Origin of the sequence: Acinetobacter harbinensis (assembly GCF_000816495.1) — a bacterium.
GTDB classification, from domain to species: Bacteria; Pseudomonadota; Gammaproteobacteria; order Pseudomonadales; family Moraxellaceae; genus Acinetobacter; species Acinetobacter harbinensis.
The window spans coordinates 994037-1018254 of the sequence record NZ_JXBK01000001.1; the positions used below are offsets into that span (position 1 = coordinate 994037).

Here is a 24218-nt window from a genome sequence, read left to right on the forward strand (position 1 = left end):
TCAGCTTGCAGTAGGCATTTAGATGTTTGCTTGGTGCATTGGTCATTGCGTGATCTAAAGCAATTTAAATGCAATCCTCCAAAGCGTGAGCGGCCAAAAACAATTATCTAAGCGAGAAAGTGAAGTCAGTCATGGGTTTAAGCTAAGTCAAATAGGCTTTGCTATCGCTTGATTGAGCGCAAATTCAAGCACGCGTTGACAACGCTCACGTAAGCATAAATTTTGCTGATCAAACTGAATTGACAGCTCATCAATGATCGAAACTTCTAAAAAGTAAGTGAACACGCGCTCATTCATCCGTATGAAGGGCGCGGCAGGATCCAGCTCAATGACTTGCGTCTGGGACTCTAGTGTCCATGGCTGTTCAACATACAGCGTATCCTGTTCTGGAAACTGGCCAATGTTCAGCAGCACACTGAATAAGTCCATTGCTTTATCTTAACAATGAAGCATCGAGCACTTATTCAAATGCGCTAACATCGCCAACACCGCGGCGAATCACTTCGGGATGATCACCAGATAGATCAATAATACTGGTGGTGTTTAAAATCCCTAAACCGCCATCAATAAACACATCAATACGATTGGCTAAGGCCATTTCAATCTCATACGGATCATCTAAGGGATCTTCGTGATTGGGCAGAATTAGCGTACTGGTCAGCAGCGGTTCACCCAATTCTTGAAGTAACATCTGACAGATTGGATTGCTGGGAATACGTAAGCCAATCGTTTTCTTTTTCGCATGCATTAAGCGTTTGGGAACTTCACTGGTGGCCGGTAAAATAAAGGTGGTAACAGCGGGCGTGTTGTTCTTCAATAGACGATACATGGCATTGTCCACTTTGGCATAGGTGGCAATATCGGATAAGTCACAACAAATAATGGCATATTGATGTTTTGGGCCTAAACCACGAATTTGGGCAATGCGCTCCATGGCGGCTTTATTGCCAATTTGACAGCCAATGGCATAAGCGGCATCGGTGGGGTAGACCACCACATCGCCGGCACGGATACGCTCTACCGCTTGGCTGATTAAACGCGGTTGAGGATTATCAGGATGTACTCTTAAATGCAGCATATTTATTCTCTCCCGACTTATTTTTAGTCATTATCTGTTGAATTTACAAGGTCTTGCAATCAAGCTTTAGTGCGTTTGTGTAATTTAATCTAACATTTGACGCGTAAACTCAGCACTTTGTAATCTTTTGCCACTTCGGGTACAGGCACAAATACAGGCAATAAAGTGTGCAGCGTCACGCGGAAGTTTGGCCTCTCTATTCAAATAGCGTTGCACTTGGGCATAAACATGGTCTTTAAACGTCGCGCCATTACCGCCATCACCGGTTAAATTATCGAGTGAGACACGGAATTTTCGCCCAAAAGCTTGCGAAAATAACCATTCAATCGCTTGCGGTTTAATTTCCACTTGCTCAAATAGAGCTTGCTGTTCGGCAGTTCGACCATCAGGTGCATACCAATAACCTAAGTCAGGCAATAAGCGTCTATGCTCGCCTGCAATGCTCCAGTGGCTAATTTCATGTAAGGCGCTGTTAAAGAAGCCATGCGCAAATTGAATTCGCGCGGGTTCATTTTTGTTGGCAGGAAAGTATTCTGGCTCAAAATCTCCGCGGATAAGCGTCACATTTAGGTGGGAAAACCAATAATTAAAGTGTAGTATAAGCCAGTCTACTTGTTGCGCTTCTGTTTGCAAATTAGTCCATAGCGTACGTTGCACTTGGTCTAAATTACTTGCAGGATTTGAAGTTAAATGAGTGGTTAACTGTAATGAAGTGGTGACTTCAGGTTGCGGCTGCAACTGATGCATGACTTGTATTACCCAAATGATCTGTCTAAATAAGTACAAAATTGTATCTTAATCTTTGACAGAGTACCCATGAATTTGTAGAATTGCCGCCTTAATTATGTCAGCAAATACCTTTCCGGCACAGATTGAGCCGTTTAAATGGGCTGAACAAGGCTTTACATGGTCAGGTACCCTGCCATTGTCTCGCTTTGTTCGTATTTCCCGTGAAACTATTGGATCAATTGATCATCAATTGATTAATATAAACTGTAAGCTATCAATGGATGCGTATCATCGTATCGTATGGTTAGATGGACATGTTGAAACGAAAGCACCAATGGAATGTCAGCGTTGTCTGAATACCGTTGAAATACCGCTCGTTTTAGATTTTCATTTAGCGCTTGTGGGTGATGAAGCACTGATAGAGCGCTTGGATGAGGATGCTGATTTCATCGTTTTAGGTGAAAGTGAAGCAACGACAAAAGGTAGCATTGATGCGCCTGCGTCGGCTGATTTACTCGCGCTGATAGAAGATGAGTTGTTATTGTTGATGCCTTTGTCTCCTAGACATGACGTTTGTGAGCATAAGCATCAACCTGCCGAAGAAGAGATTGTCGAAGAAAAACGGGATAATCCGTTTGATGTTTTGGCAAATTTGAAAGGCAAACTTAACTAATTCTTGTGTTATACTGTAAAGTATAAGACAACTGAATTTGTTCTGATCCATTTTTTCGATCTTTGTAAGGAGCCATCATGGCCGTTCAGCAAAACCGTAAAAGTCGCTCTCGCCGTGACATGCGCCGTTCACATGACGCTTTAACCGAGAATGCATTAACTGTAGACCAAACATCTGGTGAAATTCACCGTCGTCACCACGTGACTAAAGATGGTATCTACCGTGGTCATCAATTATTCGCTAAAGCAGTTGCTGCTGAATAAATGATGATGTATTAAGCGTTAAGCTTAGTAAAAAATTGGGAGCGAAAGCTCCCTTTTTTTGTGGCTGTTTTTGTTGTATTTGGCAATTACCAAAACAAAAATTAAGTGTTAAATTTCGCAGCATAAAACGAGCTTAGCTTCTTGAAAGGATTTTTATATGTCGTCTAAACGACTCGAGCAGATTGCTCAAGCGACAAAAACTGCATTTGTTTTTCCAGGTCAGGGCTCACAAAAAGTCGGTATGTTGGCTGATCTTGCTCAGCAGTTTGCAGGCATCAACGCTACTTTTGCCGAAGCTTCCGAGGCCATTGGCTTTGATTTGTGGCAGATTGCGCAAAGCGGCGAAGGTTTAAATCAAACAGAATTTACACAGCCTGTATTGCTCACCGCAAGTATCGCCTTATGGCGCGTGTGGTTAGAATTGGGTGGTGTGGCACCAAAATATCTTGCAGGTCACTCACTGGGTGAGTACAGCGCCTTGGTTGCAGCTGAAGCCATGAGCTTAGGCGATGCCGTTAAGCTTGTACATTTACGCGGTAAATTGATGCAAGAAGCTGTGCCTGAAGGACAGGGCGCCATGGCGGCAATTTTGGGCTTAGATGATGCTAAAGTGCTTGCGCTGTGTGCAGAAGTCAATGCACAAGGTCAAGGTTCAGTAGACGCCGCCAATTACAATGCACAAGGTCAAGTGGTGGTTGCAGGCGATAAAGCTGCCGTAGAAGCAGTGATGTTGGCAGCAAAAGAACAATCGGGTAAAGCCATTGCCTTACCGGTGTCTGTACCATCGCATTGTTCATTGATGAAACCTGCGGCTGAGAAGTTTGCCCAAGCATTAGAACAAACAAATATTGAGCTACCTCATCTTGCGGTAATACAAAATGTCAATGCAGCCATTGCCACCGATGTAGCACAACTACGTCAGGCATTGACGGCCCAATTGTACCAGTCGGTGCAATGGACCAAGACCATGCAATATCTGCAAGACCAAGGTGTGCAATATGTGGTTGAGTGTGGTCCGGGCAATGTGTTGGCCAATATGGCCAAGCGTTTGCCCAATATTGAAAAAGCTTTTCCACTTGACAGTTCAAGTCGCTTGGAAGATGCACTAAATGCCATTTTAGTGGCTGAAGGAAAAATTGCATGACACAGGAACGTAAAGTTGCACTGGTTACCGGTGCAAGTAGAGGCATTGGCGCAGCCATCGCAAAACAACTGATTTTAGACGGTTACTTTGTGGTGGGTACAGCAACATCTTCAGCGGGTGCAGAAAAGATTTCTGTAGAGTTTGCTGAAAATGGTGCAGGTCTGGTTCTAGATGTACGTGATGCCGGCGCAATTGATGCCTTGGTTACAGAGATTGAACAAAAATATGGACCGGTTTTAATATTGGTAAATAATGCCGGTATTACCAAAGATAATTTATTATTGCGCATGTCTGAAGATGATTGGGATGACATTCTCAACATTCATTTAAAAGCCGTTTACCGTTTATCTAAACGCGTTTTAAAAGGCATGACCCGCGCACGTTTTGGCCGCATTATTAATATTAGTTCTGTGGTTGCGCATTTTGCCAATCCTGGACAAGCCAATTATTCTGCGGCAAAGGCCGGTATAGAAGCGTTTGGACGTAGTTTGGCAAAAGAAATGGGCAGTCGTCAAATTACAGTCAATGCTGTTGCACCCGGTTTTATCTCGACTGAGATGACCGAGCAACTTAGTGAAGAAATTCGCAAGAAAATGAGCGATCAAGTGGCCTTAAACCGTTTAGGTGATCCACAAGACATCGCAAATGCAGTGAGCTTTTTGGCCAGCGAGAAAGCAAATTATATCACTGGAACTGTTTTACACGTGAATGGTGGTTTATACATGAGCTAATTGGCTGATGGATAAACTTTGCAAAAACAACATATTCAATTAAACTAACGGCATTAAAAAAGCCACAAGCAATGAGGAGAATTCCTGTGAGCGATATCGAACTACGTATCAAAAAAGCAGTTGCAGAACAACTGGGTCTTAAAGCTGAAGAAATCAAAAACGAAGCATCTTTCATGGATGATTTGGGTGCTGACTCTTTAGACTTGGTTGAGCTTGTTATGTCTTTCGAAAATGATTTCGACATCACCATCCCTGATGAAGATTCTAATGAAATCACAACCGTACAATCTGCAATTGACTATGTTTCTAAAAAACTAGGTTAATTGTTGTTTCAGCCTAGCTGAATAAAAAGGTCACCTTTACGGTGGCTTTTTTATTGCCTATTGAAAAGTATAATTACACATCGTTACCTTTGTTTTACTAAAGACAACCTTATGTAGGCAAAATTTTAGGTATAAAAATAGGGTACTTTTGCTTTAGATAGCGTGAATAACAATTACGGAGAAATACAATGGGTCTTTTTGATTTTGTAAAAGGTATTGGTAAAAAAAATACAGCACCAGCTGAACCACAAGCTGCTCCAACCACACCTGCTGAGCCTTCTGCACAAGAAATTGCAAACAAACTATTGGGCCATATCAAAGCATTGGGTCTGTCTGTATCGGGCTTATCGGTCAGTTATAACTCAACCAGTGATTTGGCCACAGTTAAAGGGCAGGTGCAGACTCAAGCAGATCGTGAAAAAATTATTTTGGCCGTGGGGAATGTTGATCATGTCGCGCAAGTGGATGATCAGATGACTGTGGCCACACCTGAGGCTGAAAGTAAATTTTATACGGTTAAATCAGGTGATAATCTATCTAAAATTTCTAAAGAATTTTATGGTGATGCTAATCATTACAACAAAATTTTTGAAGCCAATCGTCCATTGTTAAAAAATGTCGATGATATTTATCCTGGTCAGATGTTGCGTATTCCAGCTTAAATTACTCACTGATAAAAAGGCGCTTTATGCGCCTTTTTTGTTTAAAAGAGATATATAAAAGATACGTTAGCCTATAAACTGTATAAGTATTTGATAAATAATAATTAGGCTAAAAATGAAAGGACAAATATTAGATTACTCGATTCAAAGCAATAGCGGAGTAATTAGTGGGGATGATCAAAACCGTTATCAATTTTCGGGAAGTGCTTGGCGTGGACAGAATGCACCCGTTCGAGGTCAGAAAGTAGATTTTACGATTGATGCTACAGGTCAAGCCAACGAGATCTATGTGCTTAGCTCAACTTCTGTATTTCCTACTCAAGTGGGAGATAAAAATAGAATTGTTGCGGCAATTCTTGCATTCTTTTTGGGTGGTTTTGGTATACACAAATTTTATTTAGGCCAAATTGGCTTGGGCATTTTATATTTAATTTTCTTTTGGACATTTATTCCAGCTTTAGTCGCTTTTATCGAATTTATTATTTATCTATGTACTTCTGATGAAGATTTTGCCCGAAAATATGGCTAAATTTGAAACAAAAAAAAGGACGATATAGTCGTCCTTTTTTGGGTTTGCCTTTATTTAGCAGGCTGCCCCCATTGATTGGTTTCTTGTTTGGTCTCTGTTGCGAGCCATACAATTAATAAAATAGTACCAATCAGTGGAATAAGGGCAATTAGGAACCACCAACCCGAACGGCCTATATCATGTAAACGTCGAACTGCTGCTGCAAGACTTGGAATAAAGAGTGCTAATGCGGCAATCATATAAAAGATAAAGTCAGTGCTGAGGATTGCATCAATAATTTGCGCAATCACTAAGAGAATGAATTGAACTAAAGCGAAGAACCAATACTCTTTACGACGCGCACGTCCAGTAAAGTTGGCATAATTTTTTAAGCATTTGACGAACCAATCAATCATATTGAATTGTTCTTCAGCCTTATTTTGGTCAGAAATTTTATCTAGTTGATTGGAAATATTTTGTACAGAGTTGCTATGACCTAGGGCGTTAAAAATTTGAAGGGCATTACCTGCTGGGTCGATATCAAAATCTACTCGATCACCGCGTGCAGGAGGACGTTGTCCACGCCATTCTGCGCCTGTAAAGTTGTAACGGTTTTGGTCGTCCCCACTAATAATACCGGTATTGCTCTGGATTGAAAAATCCAAAATACTTCCTTTCATTGTTGCCTCGTGATTTTTATGACTATAAAGCGGTAGATTTACTATTTTTTATATGCGAATGATAATAACAGGATTGCTGTAAATTTAATCTAATTATCTTCTTAAGTGACTGTATTATAATTTATTAATAAAAAATCCCGCCATGCTAGGCGGGATTTTATCTATTTTCTTATTACCAGCTTAATGCGCCACCGGTTTGATAGTCTGTTACACGCGTTTCAAAGAAATTTTTCTCTTTACGCAAGTCCATCATCTCAGACATCCATTGGAATGGATTATTTACACCCGCGAATTGCTCAGGTAAGCCCAATTGCGCCAAACGGCGGTTAGCAATGAACTGTAAATATTCTTCCATCATGGCGGCATTCATACCCAATACACCACGTGGCATAGTGTCACGTGCATATTCAATTTCCAGCATGGTTCCTTCTAGAATCATTTGAATGATTTCTTCTTGGAATTCAGCTGTCCATAAGGCAGGATTTTCATTCTTGATTTGGTTAATCATGTCGATACCAAAATTCAAGTGCATAGATTCATCACGCAAGATGTATTGGAATTGCTCAGCAACACCGTTCATCTTATTGCGACGACCCATCGACAAGATTTGGCTAAAACCACAATAGAAGAAAATACCTTCTAGTACACAATAGAAGGCAATCAAATTACGCAGTAAAATTTGATCGTTTTCTGGTGTGCCGGTTTTGAAGTTTGGATCACATAAAGACTGGGTATACTTTAAGCCCCAAGCGGCTTTACGTGCAACCGAGGGTACTTCGCGGTACATGTTGAAGACTTCGCCTTCATCCATACCCAAAGATTCGATGCAGTATTGGTACGCGTGGGTATGAATCGCTTCTTCAAAAGCTTGACGCAAAATGTATTGACGGCATTCAGGGTTGGTAATGTGGCGATAAATTGCCAAAACCAAGTTGTTTGCCACCAATGAATCTGCGGTAGAGAAGAAACCCAACGAACGCATAACAATGGTACGCTCATCTTCGGTTAAGCCATTTTCAGACTTCCAAAGCGCGATGTCATGGTTCATGTTCACTTCTTGCGGCATCCAGTGGTTTGCACAACCGTCTAGATACTTTTGCCAAGCCCATTCGTATTTGAACGGTACAAGTTGATTTAAATCGGCACGACAGTTAATCATGGCTTTGTCATCAACTTGCACACGTTGTGCGCCCATTTCAAGCTCTTCTAAGCCGGGTGCAACATCAAGCGTTTCTAAGGCAGCAGATGCTCTTGCCATTGAATCGGTTGAATATACGGTCCGCTTTGAAGGGGCTGTAGCGGGTTGTGCAGCAGCCACATCCGACGGTGTGTGGTGTGCATCAGATACCATCTGCGAATCAGTCGCTTTTTGCGGTTCGATGCGCGCAGACTTGTGTTCAGGTACAGCCGGTTTTTGCGAATCATCTTCGAAATCGTCCCAACTAAGGATAGACATATCACTTCTCTCTTCGTTGCTTGCATCGGTTATCTGACATCTCACAAACGAAGATGTCTACTATACGCTTATTCTGTATAAGCCAAATCAAGTTTTGCCGATAGATGCTATCGTTCGCTTTGAAAATAGCAGCAATCTTCATTGATTATTTTACTTACGCTGTTGTTTACAAATGGCTATAAAGGCATAGACCATTGGTACATAGAAAAAAATAAAGGCAGAGACCAAAACAGCCAGTCCTAACATATAGTTATGGGTCATATGGTGCATGGTCTTTTCCTTTATTTATATTTTAATTTTCCTAAATCCTTCTTTGTTAATGAGGGGGATTACACGTATTAAAATTGGTGCAATCCCCCTCCTTTTAGGAGGGGTTAGGGGAGGTCATGCAAAGCTTATTGGCAAGCTTCGCAATCAGGATTATCAAGTGAACATGCCAATGGCACAGGCGCTGCTTGCGCAAAATCATCTTCAGCCACAATCGCTGCTTCGGGTTTTTTTGCCGCTTCAACTACAGCAACCGATGCGCTGGTTACCACGGGTGCGCCAGTATTTGATTTTACTGCGTTTAAAGCACCGGTATTAATGGTTGATTTTTCAGCAGATGTTGCACCCAAAGCACGTAGGTAATAAGTGGTTTTAAGACCACGTAACCACGCCATTTTATAGGTCATATCCAGTTTTTTACCATTGGCACCTGAAATATATAGGTTCAATGATTGTGCTTGATCGATCCATTTTTGACGACGTGATGCAGCATCCACAATCCAACGGGTTTCCACTTCAAATGCAGTTGCAAAAATAGCTTTGAGTTCTTCTGGGATACGCGAAATCTTTTGTACCGAACCTTCAAAGTGTTTCAGATCATTGACCATGACTGAATCCCACAGGTTACGCTCTTTTAACGCACGTACTAAGTACGGGTTAATGACGGTGAACTCACCTGAAAGGTTTGATTTCACATACAGATTTTGGAATGTTGGTTCAATCGACTGTGAAACACCACAAATGTTTGAAATGGTTGCGGTTGGCGCAATGGCCATCACATTCGAGTTACGCATACCGTCTTTTTGAACTTTATGACGTAAGGTATCCCAATCTAAACGCTGTGTACGATCAACTTCAAACATACGTTCAGGACGGGTTTTTGCAACCAAGTCTAAAGAATCAATCGGTAAAATCCCTTGATCCCACAGTGAACCTTTAAAGGTTTCGTAAGTACCACGTTCCACCGCCAAATCACTAGAAGTTGAAATCGCGTAATAGCTGATCACTTCCATAGATTCATCGGCAAATTCAACCGCAGCATCAGAACCGTAGGCCAAGTTCATTTCATATAGCGCATCTTGGAAGCCCATGATGCCCATACCGACTGGACGGTGCTTCATGTTTGAGGTGCGTGCTTGCGGAACAGCGTAATAGTTAATATCAATCACGTTGTCGAGCATACGAACCGCAGTTTTAACGGTGCGTGCTAGTTTTTCACGGTCTAAAATACCACCTTTAACGTGTTCAACCAAGTTGATTGAACCTAAATTACACACCGCAATTTCATCTTCACTGGTGTTTAAGGTAATTTCGGTACACAAGTTTGATGAATGCACCACGCCTACGTGTTGTTGTGGTGAACGTAAGTTACACACGTCTTTAAAGGTAATCCAAGGATGACCTGTTTCAAATAACATCGATAACATTTTGCGCCACAAATCTTTTGCACGGATTTTTTTGTGCAACATATTTGTTTCTTTGGCGATGCCTTCGTAATAGGCATAACGCTGTGCAAATTCTAGACCCGTTAAATCATGCAAATCTGGTGTTTCTGAAGGCGTGAACAAGGTCCATTCACCATCTTCAAATACGCGTTGCATGAATAAATCCGGAACCCAGTTGGCAGTATTCATGTCATGGGTACGACGACGGTCATCACCAGTGTTTTTACGTAGCTCTAGGAATTCTTCAATATCCAAATGCCATGTTTCAAGATAGGCGCAGACTGCACCTTTACGTTTACCACCTTGGTTGACGGCAACTGCAGTATCGTTAGCAACTTTTAAAAATGGAACCACACCTTGTGATTTACCATTGGTGCCTTTGATGTACGAGTTCAACGCACGAACGGGTGTCCAGTCATTACCTAAACCGCCGGCCCATTTTGACAACATGGCATTATCACGCATCGCGCCATAAATATTGTAGAGGTCATCGCCAATGGTGGTTAAGTAGCAGCTTGATAATTGTGGACGCAACGTACCTGAGTTAAACAGGGTAGGCGTAGAAGCCATATAATCAAAGCTAGAGAGTAAGTTATAGAACTCAATGGCACGATCTTCACGGTTTTCTTCATTGATGGACAAACCCATACATACGCGCATAAAGAACAATTGTGGAAGTTCAAAACGCACGCCATCTGAATGGATAAAGTAACGATCAAATAAAGTCTGTAGACCTAAATAGGTAAATTGGTTTGAGCGTTCAGGTTGAATCGCGGCGGCCAATTTAACCAAGTCAAAATTTAATAGCTCAGGTGATAATAGCTCCAGCGCAATCCCTTTTTTTAAGAAGGTTTCTAAAGCATCACCTTCTAAAGTATCACTTGGTAAATCCAAGAATGCTAAACCGGTGTCGACTAAATTATCACGCAGTAAACGCGCAGTCACATACGTGTAGTTCGGTTCTTGTTCAATACGAGTACGCGTCGCCATCATCATGGTGGTGGCGATGTCTGACTCTTTAACTCCGTTGTATAAGTTTTTAACGGTTTCATTGATGATCTCTTGAACATCAATGCCCTCTAAACCTTCAGCTGCTTTTTCGATGTGTGCTTTTAATGCAGCCAAATCTAAAGGTTTTAATTGACCATCTGCCGCAGTCACTTGCAAAGTCGGGTGATGATGCGCGCCCAGTTTTTTACGTGCTTCAGAGCGTTGTTCGCGGTAGATCACATACGAGCGAGCAACTTTTTGCTCACCGGTACGCATCAATGCCAATTCAACTTGGTCTTGAATTTCTTCAATGTGAATCGTGCCGCCTGACGGTAAACGACGATTAAAGGTATTCATGACCATTTCAGTCAACTGTTCAATACGATCGTGAATACGGCTTGAATCAGCGCTTTGTTGACCTTCTACAGCCAAAAAAGCTTTACCGATTGCTACAGAAATTTTTTCTGCATCAAAAGCGGCAACATCACCGGTGCGTTTAATCACCTGAAGTTGACCGGGAGTTGAGGTGGTTACGCTCATTGAGGCATAGCTCCATTATCATCTATGGTTATGTGTGTAGCTCACTTGAACGCGGGCGATATTTCGCTACAGCGTTTAAGGGCTAAACACAAGAACTAGTGGTTTAAAATCGAATTGAACACAAGATACGGGAAAATTGAGGGTAGATCAATATTGACATTTTAGTAAAAATTTTTCTATTTTTCCCCAGAATTCATTTGCAAAAAAATTCCTATTTTTATCTTTTTGGTATAAGCCTTATTAGACAAGGGCGTAGCATAACAAAGCTTGGGCAAAGCACTTAGAGATAACATTGTGGATAACTATAAACAGTGAAACTAATCAGTCATATTCTGTACAATCCGATAAAAGCCCTAAAATGCTCATAAAAACCTCAATTTGTAACATTATGTGTCAATATTGGCACAATATATTTTTATTTTTTATAAAAACTCAATTAATTCAATGCTTCATAAAAATATAACAAAAAACTACTTTGATGTAGCAGTTTGGTGAATGCCATCTTGTTTACAATGTAAACGTGTGTATATTGCTGAATATATTAAAAACGTATCTGTTGGATTTGAGGATACCTTAATCCATAGACAAGGGGCATTTTATGAGTCAAGAAGAAAAGTTACCAAAAGTCTTAATTGTTGAAGATGACGAGCGTCTTGCGCGTTTGACTCAAGAATACCTGATCCGTAATGGACTAGAGGTTGGGGTAGAGCCGGATGGTAACCGTGCGATTCGTCGTATTATTGCAGAGCAACCAGACATCGTGGTACTGGATGTGATGTTGCCAGGTGCTGATGGTTTAACCATTTGCCGTGAAGTTCGTCCACATTATCATCAACCGATTCTGATGCTAACGGCACGTACTGAAGATATGGACCAAGTCTTGGGTCTAGAAATGGGCGCAGATGACTATGTCGCTAAGCCGGTACAGCCACGTGTTTTACTGGCGCGTATTCGTGCATTATTGCGTCGTACTGACAAAGTGCCTGAAGATGAAGTGGCACAACGTATTGAATTTGATGACTTGGTTATCGACAACGGCGGCCGCTCAGTGACCTTAAATGGCGAGTTGGTTGATTTTACCAGTGCAGAATATGATTTATTGTGGTTATTGGCATCCAATGCCGGACGCATCTTGTCTCGTGAAGATATTTTTGAGCGTCTACGTGGTATTGAATATGATGGCCAAGACCGTTCAATTGATGTGCGTATTTCACGTATTCGTCCAAAAATTGGTGATGATCCTGAAAACCCAAAACGCATTAAAACTGTGCGTAGTAAAGGTTATTTATTCGTTAAAGAAACCAGCGGTTTATAATATTTGTACCTAATTTTTATAGGACACACCTTTGTTTAAACACAGTATATTTTTGCGCATTTATGCGGGCTTGGTCATTTTGGTCGCCTTGGTGGCAGTATTCGGCTATCTGTTGGTACAAATTATTAACTATCAGCGCGCGCAAGAATATCGTGAGTCATTAACCGATGGCGTGTCTTATATTATTAGTGAAGGCATTGCACGGCAGCCAAACGAGCAACAAAAAAAAGATTGGATCTCTGATGCTGCTGATTTACTGGAACTGCCGATTTACTATGTCGATGCCAGTAAAGTTGAATTGTCGCGTGCAGAAAAAAAACGCATTGAAGCGCGTAAGGCTGCAGTGCGTTATGATGCTGAACATTCTACCGCCTATATTATTATTGGTTTAAAAGATGATGCTAAACATCTGCTGTATATAAAAGTCGATAAAATTGGCGAGCGCCAAATGAAGGCCTTACCGATCTTTATTTTGGATTATTTGGTTTATTATCCCGGCCAAGAAAAAGAATATTTAGCTAAAATTCAATCTAATTTCTCTTATCCGATTCAAATTCAAAAAGTTCAAGATCTACCTCTAGACTCTGAACAAATTGGGCGCTTAAGGCTCGATCACAGCATTATTTTATACCGTGACAATGCTTCAGTGCGCGGCACCACCATCTCGATTGTATCACCGATGCCAAGTTCGCCTTCTGAGGTGTTGGTGTTAGGTCCTGTGCCGCTCTTTAATTGGATGCCTTTTCAGCTTGCCGCCGGTATTACTTTACTGAGTTTGTTTGTGTTAAGCCTAGGTGTGTATGGTCTGTTGGTGCCGATGCAACGTCGTTTGCGTGAAGTGAATTATGCGCTGCATCGCATGAAATCTGGTGACATGACATTACGTTTACCGATTGATGGTACCGATGAAATGGCCAGTTTGGCCAGTAATTACAACAGTATGTCCGATCATATTCAGCGCTTAATTGAAGCACAGCGTGAGTTGATGCGCGCGGTGTCGCATGAGTTACGTACGCCGGTGGCACGTATTCGTTTTGCCATGGAAATGCTGGCCGATGAAGATGATTACGATTACCGCATACAACAAGTCGAGATGATTGATAAAGACATTGAAGCCTTAAATACTTTAATTGATGAAATTATGACCTATGCCAAATTAGAGCAGGGCGCACCATCTTTAGATTTTGAAAAAATTATTTTATCTGATGTGTTGGATCAAGTCGTGGTTGAGACTGCAGCACTCAAAACTCAAAAAGACATTCAACTTAAAGCACCGCCTGCTGAATTGATGGTGGATGCTGAGCGTCGCTATTTACACCGTGTGGTACAAAATTTAGTCGGTAATGCGGTACGTTATTGCAATCAGACTGTGATTGTCAGTGGTGGGATTGATGAGCAAGGCTTGGCCTATGTGCAAGTTGAGGATGATGGGCAGGGCATTGCAGAAGAGGATCGCCAGCGCATCTTTGAAGCGTTTTCTCGCTTAGATGATAGTCGTACGCGTGAATCTGGCGGATACGGTTTGGGCTTGTCAATTGTCAATCGCATCGCGTACTGGTTTGGCGGCACGATTCATGTGGATGAAAGTCCAACCTTGGGCGGAGCGCGTTTTACCATGTCATGGCCTGCCGAGCGCTTTAATCAATCTAAAAAGAAAGGCATTTTAACCAAAGATGATATAGATGTTTAAGTAAAGCATTAAAAAAGCACCGAATTCGGTGCTTTTTTAATGCTTTACTTTCTGTATTTTTTATTCATGTAGCGTAGCATCAGGTTCGATAATTGGTTTGCCTTGTCTTAAGCTAACCAATGCATCGGGATTAAAATCCAGCAATAAAGAATTATTGGTGGCATCAATGGCGTAACGGCTAATCACAATTTGATCGCCATTAATGGTTTCCACTTTATATTGATCGGCAATATTTAAGATGGCATCCAAATTGGTGGTGGTAGAGGCGAAATCTTGGCGGAACAGCTCATAAATATCACGCAGATCAAAAATGGCATTTTGCGCATCTGGGTGTTTTTTAACATAGCTTTCTAAATGGCGCACCAGTAATTGTGCAAAGAAAAAATAGTCAGGTTTATGGGTGTATTGTAAGCTCATGCAAGTGTTCCTTATTCTATCTTTCGTCGTTATAAATACAAATAGCATAAATAATAGAGCGATTCATGAGTAGATACCTTTGAGTTATAAAAAAACACATAAAATATGCATTAGAGCTAATTTTTTATATCCTGATATCAAGTGTTTGTGAGCCAATGCTGTGAATATAGTAAGGTGATTTCTTCGGGCTATAGCGGGGGTTTTAGTTGATTTAATTGAAGCGGTAAATTTCTATCCGCTAGCGCTCAAAAGAGTACATTAAAACAGCCTATTTAAAAATTATTGAGCTTCGTTATGCTAAGGTGTTTAGGTCAGTATTAAAACAAAGCCCTTCAGATAAAGGCGGTTTGGAAAAATATAAAAAAAGAATCTATAAATTTGAAAAAAATAATCGGTTTGCTTTTCTTGATTTAATAAAGCGATTATTAAATCAATAAAACTGGCTAAGCCTTTAAAAAATTGCAAAATGATTAAAAATGCGCCTAAAGACTAAGTCTTATAAACTAGCAAGTGAAATCATAAATCAGGTACAATTGGCGGGATTAATTTTGTGTTTGGTGTATTTGAAGGCCAATACATACATTCTTTGTTAATAAATTAGGCCTGCCAGGAGTTATCCCCGCATGAGTGCCATTACTCCATACGACTGGGCAATTATTGCCTTCGTGATCGGCGTTACATTTCTTTGCGTCTTTATGCTCACAGTTCCGTTACTCCTTGGGGGTAAATCATGGGGCCGTGCCAAACAAGAGCAATTTGAATCAGGTGTGGTAGGTGCTGGTGGAGCACGTATTCGCTTGTCTGCTAAGTTTTACTTGGTTGCTATTTTCTTCGTGGTGTTTGACTTAGAAGCCCTCTATCTTTACGCATGGGCAACATCGGTTCGTGAAGTCGGTTGGTTTGGTTTTACCACCGTGGTGATTTTTGTGGTCGACTTATTAATTGCTTTGGTTTATGCCATCTCTGTTGGGGCTTTAAACTGGGCGCCAGTTGATCGTCGTAAATCAGGGGCACCCGCAATGAAAATTGGTTCTCCGAACATGAACCTTGCAGACATTACCCGCTTTAATTCTATCGAAGAGTTGGTGCTTGATCCTACGGGACAAATTCCGGCTCAATCTTCTGGTCGTGTGAAAGCAAAAACACCGGCTACATCATCTATTAAGGAGTAATACGGGATGAAATATACATTAACCCGTGCGAATCCGGATGCTGACGAATATCCACTTCAAGAGCGCCAGATCGTCAGTGATCCGCTAGAAGAAGAAGTGAATAAGAATGTATTCATGACTCGTCTAGAGGACATGGCGCATACAGCTGTCAACTGGGGGCGTAAAAACTCTGTCTGGCCTTTTAACTTTGGGACCTCGTGCTGCTACGTTGAGTATGCCACTACTTTAACCGGTGTACATGATATGTCGCGTTTTGGTGCAGAAGTTATTCGTGCCTCACCACGTCAAGCTGATTTAATGATTGTTGCAGGCACCTGTTTTGTTAAAATGGCCCCTGTAATTCAGCGTTTATATGAGCAAATGTTAGAGCCTAAATGGGTGATTTCAATGGGTGCTTGTGCAAACTCTGGCGGTATGTACGACATTTATTCCGTTGTACAAGGTGTGGATAAAATTATTCCTGTCGATGTGTACGTCCCAGGTTGTCCACCGCGTCCTGAAGCATTGTTACAAGCCCTAATGTTGTTACAAGACCAAATTCAATTAGAGCGCCGTCCACTTTCAGCCGTTTTGGGTGATGATCTTCAGCCGATATATAAGCCAAAGATGCAGCCAGAGCGTGACCGTAAAAATGCTGAACGTATTGCTGTGAAAAACTTACGCTCTATGGATGAAATTAAATAATTTTAGCGATGAATAGTGATGCACCCGTCTGGGTGTAATTGTCGTTAAAGTTGCCTTGAATTTGTATTAAATAGGAAGCCAAGACAATGGCTGAAACTGAAATTGCTATGCCAGAATCAACGCCTGTTGATTCACGCCCAGCATTTGCAATTGTAGAAGAGCTGAAAACCAAATTTGGTGAGAACTTCTATGTGCAAGCGACTTTTGAAGATTTTCCAACGGTCTGGGTTGAGCGCGCGCGTATACAAGACGTTTTAATGTTCTTGCGTAAAGTGTCGCGTCCTTACGTGATGCTGTTTGACTTATCTGCAGTCGATGAGCGTTTACGTACGCATCGTGAAGATTTGCCGCCCTCAGAATTCACTGTGTTTTATCACTTGTTGTCGCTTGAGCGTAACAGTGATATTCGTATTAAAGTTGCGTTGAATGAGAGCGATCTCAATATGCCAACCGCAACCAACATTTGGCCCAATGCCAACTGGTACGAACGTGAAGCTTACGATATGTTCGGGATCAATTTCGAAGGGCATCCTATGCTCCGTCGTATTTTGTTGCCGACCTATTGGGAAGGTCATCCACTGCGTAAAGAATACTCTGCACGTGCGACCGAATATACCCCGTATATGCAGAACCAAGCCAAGCAAGATTTCGAGCAAGAGCATTTACGCTTTGTACCCGAAGATTGGGGTCTATCGCGCGGTAATGCCGACGAAGATTTCATGTTCTTGAACTTGGGGCCGAACCATCCTTCAGCGCATGGTGCATTCCGTGTCATCTTGCAGCTTGATGGTGAAGAAGTTAAAGACTGCGTACCGGATATTGGTTATCACCACCGCGGTGTGGAAAAAATGGCTGAACGTCAAACTTGGCATTCTTTCATTCCCTATACCGATCGGGTCGACTACTTAGGTGGTTGCGCGCAAAACATGCCCTATGTAATGGGTGTGGAGCAATTGGCCGGTATTACTGTGCCGGATCGTGCGCAATGTATCCGCGTGATGATGTCTGAGCTATTTCGTATTAATAACCATTTATTGTTTATTGGTACAGCCATTCAAGATGCCGGCGGTATGACGCCAGTATTTTATATGTTTGCCGATCGTCAAAAAATCTATGATGCCATTGAAGCCATTACCGGTTTCCGTATGCATCCCGCATGGTTCCGTATTGGTGGAACCGCGCATGATTTACCCAACAATTGGCAGTCATTGATTCGTGACATCCTCGATTGGATGCCAAAACGAATGAATGAATACTATACCGCTGCACTGCGTAACTCTGTGTTTATGGGTCGTACTCAAAAGGTTGCACAGTACGATGCAAAATCAGCATTGGCGTGGGGCGTAACCGGTACTGGTTTACGTGCGACGGGTATTGACTTTGATGTACGTAAATATCGTCCATACAGTGGCTATGAAAATTACGACTTTGAAGTGCCACTGGAATATGAAGGTGATGCTTACGCGCGCGTGATGGTGCATTTCCATGAAATTAATGAATCGTTAAAGATCGTTAAGCAATGCTTGGACAATATGCCATCGGGTGCCTATAAAGCCGATCATCCATTGGCTGTTCCACCGCCAAAAGACAAAACCTTGCAAGACATTGAAACTTTGATTACGCATTTCTTAAGCGTGTCATGGGGTCCGGTGATGCCGGCCGGTGAAGCGTCGGTCATGGCTGAAGTGGTGAAGGGTGCGTCGAATTATTATTTGACTTCAGATAAGTCAACCATGAGTTATCGTACCCGTATTCGTACACCTACCTTTACCCATTTGCAGCAAATGCCTTCTGTGATTAACGGCAGTTTAGTCTCTGACTTGATCATTTATTTAGCGACAATTGATGTCGTGATGGCTGACGTGGATCGCTAAGGGGAAACGCATTATGATGATTTTGACTGATAAAAAGCCCCGTGTGAATGTTGAAGGGATTTTAACCCCTGAAGAAATTCATGATATTCAGCATCACATTGGCCACTATCCGTACCCACGCGCTGCATCCCTCGATGCATTAAAGGGTGTACAGCGCCGTAATGGTTGGGTAGACAATGCACAAATGAATGCCATTGCACAATTGCTGAGCATGAGTGTGGCAGATTTAGAAGGTGTAGCAACTTTTTATAACCGTATCTATCGTCAACCGGTAGGTCGTCACGTAATTCTACTGTGTGACTCAATTGCCTGTTTCTTGATGGGTGCAGAGACCTTAGCAGAAGCTTTTCAGCGTGAATTGGGCATTCAGTTTGGTCAAACCACGGCTGATGATCGTTTTACCTTGCTGCCTATTTGCTGCCTCGGGAATTGCGATAAAGGGCCAACCTTAATGATTGATGAAGACACTCACGGTTTGGTTGAAGTGACTTCGGTGAAACAGTTGTTGGAGAAGTATGTATGAATACTGAACCAAGACCAATTTATGGCGACGGTAATCCAGAAAAGTATCCATTGACTTGGCGCTTAAGCAAACAAGAACATGTGCGCAACGCCGATGATTATGAAGCTTTAGACGGTTATGCGGGCTTTAAAAAGGCCATTGAGCTTAAACCGGCTGAAGTGCTTGATGCGATTAAAGCGGCTACGGTAAAAGGCCGTGGTGGTGCAGGTTTCCCCGCGGGTATTAAATGGTCGTTGATGGCACCGAATGACGGTGGCCCACGCTACCTGATCTGTAATGCCGATGAAATGGAACCGGGTACCTTTAAAGACCGTTTGTTGATGGAAAAACTTCCACATCAATTGATCGAAGGCATGTTGATTGCAGCGTATACCTTAGAAGCCACACACGGATATATCTTTATCCGCGGTGAATATATTGAAGCGGCGCAATATCTAAATGAAGCATTGGTGCAAATTCGTGCCAAAGGTTATTTAGGTGACAACATCCTTGATACCGGTTGGAGCTTCGATTTACACGTGCATACCGGTGCGGGTCGTTATATTTGCGGTGAAGAAACGGCATTGATTAACTCGCTTGAAGGCCGCCGTGCTAATCCACGAACCAAACCACCGTTTCCACAAGTGGCCGGTGCTTGGGGTCGTCCAACGATTGTTAATAACGTTGAAACCTTCAATAACTTACCGGCCATTATTTTGCGTGGTGCAGAGTGGTATGTCGGTTTATCTGCGGGTAAATCCAAAGACCCAGGCACCAAAATTTATGGTGCATCGGGCAAAGTGAAATTCCCGGGTTTGTGGGAATTGCCCTTTGGTACCACGGCTCGTGAAGTGATTGAAGATTATGCCGGTGGTATGCGTGATGGTTTAACCCTCAAAGCATGGTTACCGGGCGGCGCTTCAACGGATTTCTTGGCAGCAGAACACATTGATTTGCCGATGGATGCTGAAAGCATCATGAAAGCAGGTTCACGTTTAGGGACCTGCTTGTTGATGGTGGTGGATGAAACCCAATGTATGGTGGCTGCAACCCGTAACTTAGAAGAATTCTTTTCGCGTGAATCATGTGGTTTCTGTACCCCTTGCCGTGATGGTTTGCCTTGGGCGGTTAAAGCGCTTAAAGCAATCGAAACCGGTCAAGGTAAAATGGAAGACATTGAACACTTGCAAGAGCTTACCCGTAAATTATGGATTGGTAAGACTTTCTGTGCTCACGCACCTGGTGCGATGGAACCATTGATGGGCGCCCTCAAATATTTCCGTAGCGAGTTTGAAGCAAAAGTGACCAACAGTCCGCTTGCTGCCGCCCGCCACGTAGAACAAGCTTAAGGAATTCGACTATGGCTACAATTCATGTCGATGGAAAATCGTACGAAGTCAATGGCTCCGAAAACTTGCTACAAGCATGTTTATCTTTGGGTCTTGATATTCCGTACTTTTGTTGGCATCCATCCTTAGGTTCTGTCGGTTCTTGCCGTCAATGTGCCGTGACCCAATATGCGAACCCTGAAGATACGCGCGGTCGCTTGGTCATGTCATGTATGACACCTGCATCTGACAATACCTATATTTCAATTGAAGACAAAGAAGCAAAAGATTTTCGTGCCTCGATTGTTGAATTTTTGATGACCAACCACCCACACGACTGTCCAGTGTGTGAAGAAGGTGGACACTGTCATTTACAAGATATGACCGTCATGACGCAGCACGATCGTCGTCGTTATCGCTTCACAAAACGTACGCACTATAACCAAGAGCTTGGCTCGTTTATTTCTCATGAAATGAACCGTTGTATCGCCTGTTATCGTTGTGTGCGTTACTACAACGATTATGCGGGTGGTACAGACTTTGGTGTGTATGCCAATGCCTCACGGGTATATTTTGGTCGTCCAGAATCGGGTACTTTAGAATCTGAATTTTCAGGTAACTTAACTGAAGTTTGCCCAACTGGTGTGTTTACCGATAAAACCCATTCAGAGCGTTACAACCGTAAATGGGACATGCAGTATGCGCCAAGCGTATGCCACGGCTGTTCGTCAGGTTGTAATATTTCTCCGGGTGAACGTTATGGTGAGCTGCGACGCGTTGAAAACCGCTTTAATGGTGACGTGAATCAGTACTTCTTGTGCGATAAAGGTCGTTTCGGAACTGGTTATGTAAACCGTGCCGATCGTCCGCGTCAACCCCAGTTCCGTTCGGATGAAAACATCAGTGATGTTTCAGTTGATCAAGCCTTAGACACTATTATTGCCAAACTTGAAGGCAAAAAAGTCTTGGGTATTGGTTCACCACGTGCAAGTTTAGAAAGTAATTTCGCATTACGTGAATTGGTCGGTCAAGAACATTACTGCGCGGGTATGTCGCAAAAAGAACAAAACTTGGTGGAACTTGCAGCCTCAATCATGCAAACCGAGGGTGTTTATAACCCAACGATGCGTGAAATTGAAAGCTATGATGCCGTGCTCATTTTGGGGGAAGACTTAACCCAAACTGCGCCACGTATGGCCTTGTCTGTACGCCAAGCGGCAAAAAACAAAGCCAAAGAAATGGCTGCGGAACGTCGCACGCAAGAATGGTTGGCAGAACCGGTACAACGTATTGCACAAGATGCAAAATCACCCATTTATATTTTGGCGGCAACACAAACGCGTTTGTCTGATGTGGCCACTGCTGAAGTGGTGGCATCACCAAATGATATCGCACGTTTAGGCTTTGCCGTTGCAGCCGCTTTGGTGGGTGACACTTTAAATGGTTTAGATGACGATGCCACTGCATTTGCTCAAACCATTGCCGATACCTTAAAAGCTGCGAAAAAACCGTTGATTATCTCCGGTACCAGCTTACAAGATCCAGCCATCATGGAAGCTGCAGCACAAGTGGCGCAGAATTTGGGTACGCATGCCGGTTTAACCTTAACAGTTCCTGAAGTGAACTCGATGGGTGCGGCAATTTTTGGTGGTCAAAGTCTCGAGCAAGCCTTTGCACAAGATTATGATGTGGTGATTGTGGTAGAAAACGATCTTTATCGTCGTCTACCGGCTGCACAAGTAGATGCGGCATTGGCCAAAGTGCAAGATTTAATTGTACTGGATCACTCAGAAACAGCGACCGTTAAGCAAGCATCGATTGTATTGTCTGCGGCCAGCTTTGCTGAAGGTGATGGTACGGTGGTGTCTCAAGAAGGTCGTGCACAGCGTTTCTTCCAAGTTTATGATCCAAGTTACTACAAACCAGAATTGGCCATTAAAGAGTCATGGCGCTGGTTGCATGCCCTTGAAACAGGCATTGCAGGTAAAGCCATTTCTTGGACAGTGTTGGATGACGTGATTGAATCGGTGGCTAAAAATGTTCCGGCATTACAAGCCATTCAAGATGTTGCACCGGATGCAGGTTTCCGTGTACATGGTTTGAAAATTGCACGTGAACCGCGCCGTTATTCAGGCCGTACTGCAATGCGTGCGCCATTATCTGTACATGAACCAAAACAACCGATTGATATTGATTCTGCCTTAACCTTCTCGATGGAAGGGTATGTCGGTGATCAAACACCATCTGCATTGATTCCATTTGCATGGTCAGCCGGTTGGAACTCGCCACAAGCGTGGAATAAATTGCAAGATAACGTCGGTGGCCACTTAAAAGGTGGTGATGCGGGTGTGCGTTTATTTGATCGTTTAAGCAAGCGTCCAGCACGTAGTTTTGTTGCACCGATGCCGATTTTAGTTCATGCCGATAGTTTCCGTTTAGTGCCGATGCATCATATTTTTGCCTCAGGTGAATTCACGGTGAAAACGCCAGCCATGGAATCTCGTATTCCCAATGCCATGTTTGCAGTGGGTGAGCAAGATGCAACGCGTTTAAATCTGCAAGATGGTCAAGAAATGACCGTGAAAGCAGGTGAGAGCACGATTCGTCTACCGGTTCAGGTGATTGAATATTTACCGACAGGTTATATTGGTTATCCAGTGGGTCTGGCGCCTACAGTATCTCTAGCAGAGCCTGTATCCGTTGCGGTAGGAGTGTAATTCATGAATCAAGAAGTTATACGTCAAACACCGCTTTGGGCTGAGAACTGGCCAATTGCTTATTCAGTTATTCAAGCAATTGTGATTTTGTTGGTGGTGGTACTGGTTGCTGCATTGATGTCGTTTATTGAACGTCGTCTGTTGGCACTTTGGCAAGATCGTTATGGTCCAAACCGTGTGGGTCCGGGCGGGATGTTCCAAATTGTCGCCGACATGCTTAAAATCATGTTTAAAGAAGATTGGACACCAAAATTTGCCGATAAACTGACCTTTCGTTTAGCACCTGCTGTGGCCATGGCCACTGCGGTATTGTCATTTATGGTGATTCCAGTCAGTCCAACGCTGGGCGTGGCTGACATGAGTATTGGCCTATTGTTCTTTATGGCCATGGCGGGTATTTCAGTCTATGCCGTACTGTTTGGTGGTTGGTCATCGAACAATAAATATGCCTTACTGGGCGGACTTCGTTCTGCTGCACAGACCATTTCTTATGAAGTGTTTTTGGGGATTTCATTGATGGGTGTGGTGGCAATTGCCGGCTCATTCAATATGCGTGAAATTGTTGAAGCACAGCGTGATGTCTGGTTCGTGATACCACAATTTTTAGGCTTCTTGGTCTTTGTTGTGGCCGGTGTTGCGGTAACACATCGTCATCCATTTGACCAACCTGAAGCTGAACAAGAATTAGCGGAAGGTTATCACGTGGAATATGGCGGCATGAAATGGGGAATGTTCTTCGTTGCCGAATATGTCAACGTGGTGCTTATTTCAGCATTGATTGTGACTTTATTCTTCGGTGGATGGTTAGCGCCATTCAACCTAGAAATTCCATTTGTTCCACCAGTGTTCTGGTTCATTATTAAAACTGCATTCTTTGTAATGATGTTTGTTTTGGCGCGTGGCTCGTTAATGCGTCCACGTTATGACCAAGTAATGAATTTTGGTTGGAAAGTTTGTTTGCCATTGGCGTTGGTCAACTTGTTAGTGACTGGTGCTGTGATTCTGATGAATCAGGCCTAGGACAGCAGGG

General features: G+C 42.8%; 24 protein-coding genes. 16 read left to right on the forward strand and 8 right to left on the reverse strand.

What is annotated here, in order from left to right; translation table 11 throughout:
• Positions 1-147 precede the first annotated feature (147 nt).
• The 3 genes from SE27_RS04610 to SE27_RS04620 form a co-directional block, all read right to left on the reverse strand.
• Positions 148-429 (reverse strand): hypothetical protein, encoded by a 282-nt coding sequence (locus tag SE27_RS04610; protein ID WP_039621285.1) that lies wholly within the window; start codon positions 427-429, stop codon positions 148-150.
• Between the two features lie 31 nt (positions 430-460).
• Positions 461-1078, reverse strand: a complete 618-nt coding sequence (locus SE27_RS04615; RefSeq protein WP_039621287.1) for an L-threonylcarbamoyladenylate synthase — start codon at positions 1076-1078, stop codon at positions 461-463.
• A gap of 84 nt (positions 1079-1162) precedes the next feature.
• Entirely contained in the window at positions 1163-1825 is a 663-nt protein-coding gene (locus SE27_RS04620; RefSeq protein WP_039621289.1) for an elongation factor P hydroxylase, read from the reverse strand.
• A 97-nt stretch (positions 1826-1922) separates the two neighbouring features.
• On the opposite strand from SE27_RS04620, the gene SE27_RS04625 reads away from it, so the two are divergent.
• The 7 genes from SE27_RS04625 to SE27_RS13610 all read left to right on the forward strand — a co-directional run bounded on the left by SE27_RS04625 (position 1923) and on the right by SE27_RS13610 (position 6132).
• Entirely contained in the window at positions 1923-2480 is a 558-nt protein-coding gene (locus tag SE27_RS04625; RefSeq protein ID WP_039621291.1) for a YceD family protein, read from the forward strand.
• Positions 2481-2557: 77 nt separating this feature from the next.
• Positions 2558-2743, forward strand: coding sequence for a 50S ribosomal protein L32 (gene rpmF, locus SE27_RS04630; RefSeq protein ID WP_039621293.1), 186 nt, complete (start codon positions 2558-2560; stop codon positions 2741-2743).
• Between the two features lie 157 nt (positions 2744-2900).
• Complete coding sequence (gene fabD / locus SE27_RS04635; protein ID WP_039621295.1) at positions 2901-3887, forward strand: ACP S-malonyltransferase; 987 nt, start codon at positions 2901-2903, stop codon at positions 3885-3887.
• The gene (fabG, locus tag SE27_RS04640; RefSeq protein WP_039621297.1) at positions 3884-4618 is read left to right on the forward strand and encodes a 3-oxoacyl-ACP reductase FabG; all 735 of its coding nucleotides are present in this window, start codon (positions 3884-3886) and stop codon (positions 4616-4618) included. Before fabD ends, fabG begins: the two co-directional genes overlap by 4 nt.
• A gap of 86 nt (positions 4619-4704) precedes the next feature.
• The gene (gene acpP, locus SE27_RS04645) at positions 4705-4941 is read left to right on the forward strand and encodes an acyl carrier protein (protein ID WP_039621299.1); all 237 of its coding nucleotides are present in this window, start codon (positions 4705-4707) and stop codon (positions 4939-4941) included.
• A 188-nt stretch (positions 4942-5129) separates the two neighbouring features.
• Positions 5130-5603: a peptidoglycan-binding protein LysM gene (gene lysM, locus SE27_RS04650; RefSeq protein ID WP_039621301.1), complete on the forward strand. Its 474-nt coding sequence runs from the start codon at positions 5130-5132 to the stop codon at positions 5601-5603.
• A 115-nt stretch (positions 5604-5718) separates the two neighbouring features.
• Positions 5719-6132: a TM2 domain-containing protein gene (locus SE27_RS13610; RefSeq protein ID WP_039621303.1), complete on the forward strand. Its 414-nt coding sequence runs from the start codon at positions 5719-5721 to the stop codon at positions 6130-6132.
• A 50-nt stretch (positions 6133-6182) separates the two neighbouring features.
• Here SE27_RS13610 and SE27_RS04660 read toward each other — a convergent pair whose 3' ends face one another.
• From SE27_RS04660 to SE27_RS04670, 4 genes are all read right to left on the reverse strand, one after another.
• Entirely contained in the window at positions 6183-6791 is a 609-nt protein-coding gene (locus SE27_RS04660) for a DUF805 domain-containing protein (RefSeq protein WP_039621305.1), read from the reverse strand.
• Positions 6792-6963: 172 nt separating this feature from the next.
• Positions 6964-8247: a ribonucleotide-diphosphate reductase subunit beta gene (locus SE27_RS04665; RefSeq protein WP_039621306.1), complete on the reverse strand. Its 1284-nt coding sequence runs from the start codon at positions 8245-8247 to the stop codon at positions 6964-6966.
• Between the two features lie 150 nt (positions 8248-8397).
• Positions 8398-8517, reverse strand: a complete 120-nt coding sequence (locus tag SE27_RS13615) for a preprotein translocase subunit YajC (protein ID WP_081406875.1) — start codon at positions 8515-8517, stop codon at positions 8398-8400.
• 125 nt (positions 8518-8642) lie between these two features.
• Positions 8643-11489 (reverse strand): ribonucleoside-diphosphate reductase subunit alpha, encoded by a 2847-nt coding sequence (locus SE27_RS04670; protein WP_039621308.1) that lies wholly within the window; start codon positions 11487-11489, stop codon positions 8643-8645.
• A 598-nt stretch (positions 11490-12087) separates the two neighbouring features.
• Between SE27_RS04670 and bfmR the strand changes: the two genes are divergently transcribed.
• A complete protein-coding gene (gene bfmR / locus SE27_RS04675) occupies positions 12088-12804 on the forward strand; it encodes a response regulator transcription factor BfmR (protein WP_039621310.1) in 717 nt (238 codons plus the stop codon).
• Between the two features lie 31 nt (positions 12805-12835).
• Positions 12836-14494, forward strand: a complete 1659-nt coding sequence (gene bfmS / locus SE27_RS04680) for a sensor histidine kinase BfmS (protein ID WP_039621312.1) — start codon at positions 12836-12838, stop codon at positions 14492-14494.
• 60 nt (positions 14495-14554) lie between these two features.
• Here bfmS and SE27_RS04685 read toward each other — a convergent pair whose 3' ends face one another.
• Positions 14555-14911 (reverse strand): hypothetical protein, encoded by a 357-nt coding sequence (locus SE27_RS04685; protein ID WP_039621313.1) that lies wholly within the window; start codon positions 14909-14911, stop codon positions 14555-14557.
• A 623-nt stretch (positions 14912-15534) separates the two neighbouring features.
• Here SE27_RS04685 and ndhC point away from each other — a divergent pair.
• From ndhC to nuoH, 7 genes are all read left to right on the forward strand, one after another.
• Positions 15535-16083: an NADH-quinone oxidoreductase subunit A gene (gene ndhC, locus SE27_RS04690; protein WP_039621315.1), complete on the forward strand. Its 549-nt coding sequence runs from the start codon at positions 15535-15537 to the stop codon at positions 16081-16083.
• 6 nt (positions 16084-16089) lie between these two features.
• Positions 16090-16767, forward strand: coding sequence for a NuoB/complex I 20 kDa subunit family protein (locus SE27_RS04695; protein WP_039621317.1), 678 nt, complete (start codon positions 16090-16092; stop codon positions 16765-16767).
• Positions 16768-16853: 86 nt separating this feature from the next.
• Positions 16854-18641 (forward strand): NADH-quinone oxidoreductase subunit C/D, encoded by a 1788-nt coding sequence (nuoC, locus tag SE27_RS04700; protein WP_039621319.1) that lies wholly within the window; start codon positions 16854-16856, stop codon positions 18639-18641.
• Positions 18642-18654: 13 nt separating this feature from the next.
• Positions 18655-19164, forward strand: a complete 510-nt coding sequence (gene nuoE / locus SE27_RS04705) for an NADH-quinone oxidoreductase subunit NuoE (protein ID WP_039621321.1) — start codon at positions 18655-18657, stop codon at positions 19162-19164.
• Complete coding sequence (gene nuoF / locus SE27_RS04710) at positions 19161-20492, forward strand: NADH-quinone oxidoreductase subunit NuoF (protein WP_039621323.1); 1332 nt, start codon at positions 19161-19163, stop codon at positions 20490-20492. The genes nuoE and nuoF overlap by 4 nt, the downstream gene beginning before the upstream one ends.
• 11 nt (positions 20493-20503) lie before the next feature.
• On the forward strand, positions 20504-23188 hold the full coding sequence (gene nuoG / locus SE27_RS04715) for an NADH-quinone oxidoreductase subunit NuoG (RefSeq protein WP_039621324.1): 2685 nt from the start codon (positions 20504-20506) through the stop codon (positions 23186-23188).
• Between the two features lie 3 nt (positions 23189-23191).
• Positions 23192-24208, forward strand: coding sequence for an NADH-quinone oxidoreductase subunit NuoH (nuoH, locus tag SE27_RS04720; protein WP_039621326.1), 1017 nt, complete (start codon positions 23192-23194; stop codon positions 24206-24208).
• The last annotated feature ends 10 nt before the right edge of the window (positions 24209-24218 follow it).